Annotated in this window: 7 protein-coding genes; 5 read left to right on the forward strand and 2 right to left on the reverse strand. The window is 51.6% G+C overall.

Annotation, left to right across the window (positions count from 1 at the left end):
- Window positions 1–14 precede the first annotated feature (14 nt).
- From ACN4EG_RS14315 to ACN4EG_RS14330, 4 genes are all read left to right on the forward strand, one after another.
- Complete coding sequence (locus ACN4EG_RS14315) at window positions 15–836, forward strand: DUF6745 domain-containing protein (RefSeq protein ID WP_431630375.1); 822 nt, start codon at window positions 15–17, stop codon at window positions 834–836.
- Between the two features lie 57 nt (window positions 837–893).
- Window positions 894–1235 carry a hypothetical protein gene (locus ACN4EG_RS14320; protein WP_431630377.1) on the forward strand — a complete coding sequence of 114 codons (342 nt, stop codon included), beginning with the start codon at window positions 894–896 and terminating at the stop codon, window positions 1233–1235.
- Between the two features lie 170 nt (window positions 1236–1405).
- Complete coding sequence (locus ACN4EG_RS14325) at window positions 1406–1768, forward strand: hypothetical protein (protein ID WP_431630378.1); 363 nt, start codon at window positions 1406–1408, stop codon at window positions 1766–1768.
- 89 nt (window positions 1769–1857) lie between these two features.
- Entirely contained in the window at window positions 1858–2232 is a 375-nt protein-coding gene (locus ACN4EG_RS14330; RefSeq protein ID WP_190570888.1) for a hypothetical protein, read from the forward strand.
- Window positions 2233–2486: 254 nt separating this feature from the next.
- On the opposite strand, the gene ACN4EG_RS14335 is transcribed toward ACN4EG_RS14330, so the two are convergent.
- Together ACN4EG_RS14335 and ACN4EG_RS14340 are read right to left on the reverse strand one after the other, a co-directional pair.
- Window positions 2487–2708, reverse strand: a complete 222-nt coding sequence (locus tag ACN4EG_RS14335) for a hypothetical protein (RefSeq protein WP_431630381.1) — start codon at window positions 2706–2708, stop codon at window positions 2487–2489.
- Window positions 2709–2855: 147 nt separating this feature from the next.
- The gene (locus ACN4EG_RS14340) at window positions 2856–5228 is read right to left on the reverse strand and encodes an alpha/beta hydrolase family protein (RefSeq protein WP_431630383.1); all 2373 of its coding nucleotides are present in this window, start codon (window positions 5226–5228) and stop codon (window positions 2856–2858) included.
- Window positions 5229–5688: 460 nt separating this feature from the next.
- On the opposite strand from ACN4EG_RS14340, the gene ACN4EG_RS14345 reads away from it, so the two are divergent.
- Window positions 5689–6130: GH116 family glycosyl-hydrolase (locus ACN4EG_RS14345; protein ID WP_431630386.1), on the forward strand; the 442-nt coding region annotated here is incomplete at its 3' end.

Consider the following 6130-nt stretch of genomic DNA (forward strand, 5'->3'; position numbering starts at 1 on the left):
GCTTGCGACTCCTTATGCAAACGACCCCCCGACTGACCCGTGAACAAGCTGCCCAAATTCCCCACCTTGTGCAAACTTGGCGATCGCTGGCCCTCAGCACCGACCCGATCGATCCCATGGCTGCAATTTCTGCCGTCACCGCCGCCTACCGAGCCATTCACCACCCACCCCCGGAGGTGATCGTCTGTCCCAGTCCCGCTGCCATTCCCCATCTGTTAAACGATCGCTTAAAACAGTCCATTGGCGATAACCTGGACTGGCTCATCGATCGCTACCCCAAGGCCGCCAAACGCGATCTGCTTCAGCAAATCATCGGTGCGCCCCTCCGCCAAAAATCGATCGAAGGGATTTGGGAAAGTAAGTTATTCCAAATTCACCAGGCCCTTTCCCGATCGATGAACATCCAAATCCCGTGGCACCTCACGGCCCAACTCACCCGTACTTGGGCCTTGTACGAAGTGCCCGTCCAAGAAACCTTATTAGCATTGCCCCAGTTTGACTCCAGCATTCACAATTGCTTACTGTTAACCTCCTGGATGCAATCTGCAATGCGCTTTGATTTTGCAATTTCTGTGATGCAGGTTCCCTCTGATGTTCAACTCTGGACGGTGATGAAAACGATGTTGCAACAGTGTGGTTGGATTCTGCCCTTTGAAAGGCTCTGTATTGTCTGCGATCGACCGTCAAAACTGCGATTTGATGCCTACGATCGGCTCCATGCCGTGGGAGAACCCGCCGTCGTCTATCGGGATGGCTTTCAGGTCTATGCCCACGAAGGCGCAAGTTTGCCACCCTTTTTCAGCATTCGTCCACCGGAAATGTGGCAAGCTTCTTGAGTCATCAAGTTGCGTCAGTCTGATTGCTCCCCTTTATCCCACCCCACAGACTGCCCTATGCGTATCGGACAATTCTTCTCACTCCAGCACGGACAGGTTGGGCAATATCTCTCCTCCCGCGTCCTGTTAGTGCGTCAACCGTTTCAAATGGCCAATCCCGATCGGTGTTATTTTGGCTTTGATGAACTCAATCAAGCCCAGCGCTTTGCTCAATACCTGGCCAGCCATGGCTATTCCTTCCAACTCCGTTCCCACCAACTTCTCCCCCAGCGTTACGAAATTGAACTCTTTGGTAACTGCCAACTGGCAAAAACCTTGGCCTATTGGGATCGCAAAGACCACGCAAAACATCGATCGCAGCCATCCTCTTTACACGCCTTATACCAAATCAACTGGTAATTGCAACACATAACGATCCCCCTCAATCCCCCTTAAAAAGGGGGACTTTGAAAGAATTTGCCTGAATTCCCCCCCTTTTTAAGGGGGGCTAGGGGGGATCGGATCTGTAGCATTAATTAATCAATTTGGTATTACAACAAGCTCGCTAGCAATCAAATATTTGTTCTACCTTGTCATCCCATCTTGCGATCGAACCTGTCCTTTTACCCATCATCCCTGCCATGCTAAAACACTTCGTTCTTAACCTCAACCCCAATGCCAAATTTGAATGGGAGCAGTGCACGTTACAGAATCCCATTACGGGAGAACAACCCACGATCGCGGGTTTAGTCGCGCAACTCGTCGGCGAACAACCCGGTTCCTACCTAGTGGCCATCAACCTAGAAGTCACGGTTTTAGAACAAGTTCCGATCGAACCTGTGCGTAGCTTGTCCCGCCGAACGATTGAACGGTCGATCGACCCCACGATCAATGCGCCTGAAGAACTCGCCAATCCTGTGAGTGCAGAACAGCTTGCTGAAATTGCAGCCTAATATCCCCGCTATTGAAATTCCCTTGTGAAGGAGGGGAGGGGAATCTCAACCCCTTTCAACCCTATTAACCATTCAACCCAAGGTGTCCTATGCGTTTAAACCTCGCTCAATATCCCACCGCGATCGCTCAAGCCATGCAAGCGATGAACGAAGTTGAATACCAACTGAATGAAGTTCGCCAACACTTAGCCAAGCTAGAAGGCAACGCTGAGATGATTGTCGCCTTTGAAACGGGACTGAAAAATGACAATCAGCGCAAAGCCCGTCGCTTCGAAGTCCTACAGGCCAACTTGGAATACACCCAAGCCCTGCAAACCCTCAATCGGCTAACCATGGACAAAGCCAACGCCACCGCGCGACTGGAACATCTGCGCAACGAATTTGGCGTCGCGAAACTGGAAACGCAGTTGGAGATCGCCCAGAAATTAGTTGGGCTGGAAACCCGCGAACTGGTCGGCATTTAGCCCGTTCAATTAACGGGAGTTTGACAAGTAAAATTGTCCCTCACAACTCTGACTTCATCGCACTTACGTTCAATTAGCCTGTTCAGTGGCCCATAAAAAAAGCTAGTCATGAAAAAGCACGGCATTGCCGTGCTTTTCTGGTATCAATGAGTGTGATATTGGAGAGGACAATGGGATGCACCAAAAACTTACCGCGATCGTGCGCGTTTCAACGATCGTGAAATCCTTAACAGAACCGACGATCGCTAGTTCTTTTACTCAAACTGCTCAGGGCTGAGACAAGCTTCACCAAAATCGGGCACCCAAGCAATCCAGCGTCCGTCGGGACACTCGCACAATAAGAGTGCTTCATCAAAGCTGTATTCCGACAATTGAGCCTTCAGCTTCACCCAGCGATTACTGCAAGATGGTGATGGCACTGGACTCGCAGTCTGGAACGACGGCAGAGGTGTACGACCTGAAGTGATAACGGCCATGGCAAACCCTCGAGATTCTGTAGTCAATGCTACAAAATATTGGGGACACTTACACACTTTCTTGATAGAACGTTACGATCCCCAGACATAGTTCTCGGATCCATAGTCCCCCCTCTACCCTCCTACCCCTTCACCCTCCTACCCCTGTCACTTCAGATAGGTATCGCACCAATTCACCATTTCCCACAACACATGGGCCACTGCCTCCTGGGAGCGATAACTGTGATCCTCCAACGGTAGCTCCACCCAGCGGACAATGCCCCCCAATCCCTTCAGCGCTTCGTACAACCGCTCCGTTTGAATCGGATAGGTTCCAGCGTTGCTATCATCTCCCCCATGGATTAGGAGCAAGGGCGACTTGACCTGGTGCACATGGGTGAAGGGCGACATTTGAATATAGGTTTCTGAAGCTTCCCAGAAGTTCCGCTGTTCCCCTTGGAACCCAAAGGGCGTCAGGGTGCGATTATAGGCTCCGCTGCGGGCAATCCCAATTTTAAACAAATCCGTATGCGCTAGAAGATTCACTGTGGTAAACGCGCCATAGGAATGGCCACCAATACCAATACGATCGCGATCGGCAATGCCTCGATCGACCACATAATCGATCGCCGCCTTTGCACCCGAAATCAATTGATCAACATAGGTGTCATTGGGTTCCGCATCCCCTTCGCCAATGATCGGCATGCTGGGATTATCCAACACGGCATACCCCTGGGTCAGTAAAAATAAAATCGATGTGCGATAGGGACGACTAAAGCGGTTAGTGGAGGTCGTAATTTGTCCCGCTAATTTTGCATCCTTGTATTCTTCCGGATAAACCCAAAAGATCGTCGGTAATGGCCCATCGGTATCGGGGTTATAGCCTGCGGGGAGATACAGCTTGGCGGAAAGTGCGACTCCATCCTGACGCTTGTACTGCACCAATTCTTCGGAAATCCCGGCAAATTCTGGAGCCGGATCAGGATAGCGCGTCAGGGGAATGGGCTGTTGCGTGCGATCGTAATACAACCAGTAATTCGGCGGTTCTGTGGTGGACTGACGGTTCGTAATAAAGACATTGGCTCCAGCATCTAACAAATCAACGACCCCTTCAAAATAGGGATCTTGACATTGCCAAATGCGTTCCATTGCCCCCGTTTGCCAATCCATACGATCGAGGAACGGATATACCCCCTGAGGCGAAGCCCCGCGCCCGGTGAAGTAAATGCCTTCTCCATCGGAGGTAAAGTACATCACGTTCCAATTATGGTCTCCCCGGCGCAGCAAGGGTAACCCCGGATCGCTGTAATTATCTTCAAAGCTGCGTTCCAATAACAACACAGGCGCTTGCTCCGGTTGGGAGGGATTAATCCGCCACATGCGAATTTGCCGCGTGTCATACCACCGATCCCAGGCCAGTGCCACATCTTCCCGGCCCCAGAGCAGCCGCCGAAAGCGATAGCCACAGCGCCACAATTCCTGGGGTTCCTCAGTAAACGGGGCGGGCAGTTGAAACACCACATCCCGATCGTCCGCCGGTTGTGTCGGTTCTCCGCCGTCCAAGGCTTCCACCCAATAGAGCGTAGAGGGGCGATCGCTGCGCCAGGAAACATGCCGTCTGCCCGTCCGTACCGCATCAAACTTGGTTGATAGGCTATCAATCAACGGCACATCGGCAATGGTATAAACTAAGTTGCCTTGGCGATCGATGACTTGGATCTTGCGGGGAAAATAGTCGGCAGGCAATTGGTAGGAATAGGGACGGTGCAGCGTTGTCAGTAGAATGTATTGCCCATCGGGGGAGGGAATCGCTTCATCAATCAACGACGCAGGCCAAATGCGATGGTGTTCGCCGTTGAGGTTAACAATTTCTAACGTCGAACTAACGTAATACTCAAACAGTTCTTCGTCGTGGGGATTGTGCAGCAGTTTGGTGTAGGTGCGGTTGGGTTTTTTGCCACCCAGGTTTTCCTGGACGATCGGCCCAAAGGGAACGGGTTTGGCCACCGGAGGGATACCCCGATCTCTATCCACCACTTTGCACAGTAGGGTGTCTTCGGATAACCAGCGCAGGGGGGTGCCGTAGGTGCCGTTCAGGGGCGTATCGGTCAATTGTTTTGCACTAGCCGTCGGCAAATCCAGTAACCAAGCTTCTAAATGCTGGTTGCGCGTTAGGGTAAAGGCCAAGCGATCGCCGCAGAGTGACCAGTAGAGAAAACTAATGCGGGCATTGTCCGGCAGGTTGATTGGAATGGCCTCGGACAAGGGCGAACCATCGGTTTTCAGTTCGTGAATTTTAATCTTGCGGTAGGGATTAGGACGGGCGGGGCCGTTAGTTTGGGGATTGAGGCGAAATCCAGCAACCGCAATTTCTGGCTCGGCAAGTTCAGCGATCGGTAACAGATCCGTATATTCCAATTCCAATAACCAACGATTGTTAGGGGAAATGGCCACCGTGGGAGAGGCGGGTGCATTGAGGATTTGATCGATCGGCGCGGGGGGACGTTGCCAAGTTACGGGCGCATTTGCGGTTTCGGTCATTACTTAAAGAAGATTAACATTCAGGAAAGTCTTTCTATCATAGCGGCAATCGTTACGGCGCGTGGTTAGATGGGCGATCGGGTCTTTTGCGCGTATTTTTTCGTATATCAGAAAAATTTAATGCGATTCGTATCTAATTCAACGGAATGCCGCTCAAAAATTGGGGTTACCGTTCACCCTCGCCCCCTCTGCCAGAACAGGAGAGACTTGCGAGCCAATCCTTTAGAAGAATAGATTTCTCGATGCCTAAAAATGTCATGAATAATGCTGGAACAGTCGTTAAACAATGCCGACGAAATTGAGGATTAAAACCCTAAATTACTAGGAAATTCTTGCTTTTAAATTTAAAGAGGATTCATCTTCTGTTCTCTCCGGTGAAGCACGCGGCTCAAGGCTACGGATGTGTTGCCCGATCGACCGTCAGTGTTTGAGGAACGATCGATTTTTCAGGAGTCTAGTTGTGGGTGAGCCGTTGCCCTGCCCAGGATCGCCAATTCGCAGTATGCTGAAGGCGGTTTATTTTAACCGTCAAGTTAACTCTGTACTGAACCCCGTAACCATGGCTGCTGTGAACATTCCATCCTGTGCTTGGCGTCGATCGATCGGTCAAGGCTGGGACAACCCCTACACCGTCCGCTATCCCAGCAACCTCGACGATGGGCCATGGCATGGGGCACCGCTGGGCGGTTTTGGAGCGGGTTGCATTGGGCGCGGCTCCAACGGGCAATTTAACCTATGGCACATTGACGGCGGCGAACATGTGTTTCAGAATTTCGCAGGCTGTCAGTTCAGCATCTTTGAATCGACACAGAACGGCACCCAAGCCTACGCCCTCGCCACCGCTGCCCCGGACGATGGTAGCCTCTCCGCTTGGCAATGGTACCCCCCTACCCTCCCACCCT

Source organism: Alkalinema pantanalense CENA528 (assembly GCF_050753345.1).
Taxonomy (GTDB): Bacteria; Cyanobacteriota; Cyanobacteriia; order Leptolyngbyales; family Leptolyngbyaceae; genus Alkalinema; species Alkalinema pantanalense.

Coding starts and splice junctions, on each gene's coding strand:
- ACN4EG_RS14335 (WP_431630381.1), bottom strand. CDS start 2,708: ATGGCCGTTATCACTTCAGGTCGTACACCTCTGCCGTCGTTCCAGACT.
- ACN4EG_RS14315 (WP_431630375.1), top strand. CDS start 15: ATGCAAACGACCCCCCGACTGACCCGTGAACAAGCTGCCCAAATTCCC.
- ACN4EG_RS14340 (WP_431630383.1), bottom strand. CDS start 5,228: ATGACCGAAACCGCAAATGCGCCCGTAACTTGGCAACGTCCCCCCGCG.
- ACN4EG_RS14330 (WP_190570888.1), top strand. CDS start 1,858: ATGCGTTTAAACCTCGCTCAATATCCCACCGCGATCGCTCAAGCCATG.
- ACN4EG_RS14320 (WP_431630377.1), top strand. CDS start 894: ATGCGTATCGGACAATTCTTCTCACTCCAGCACGGACAGGTTGGGCAA.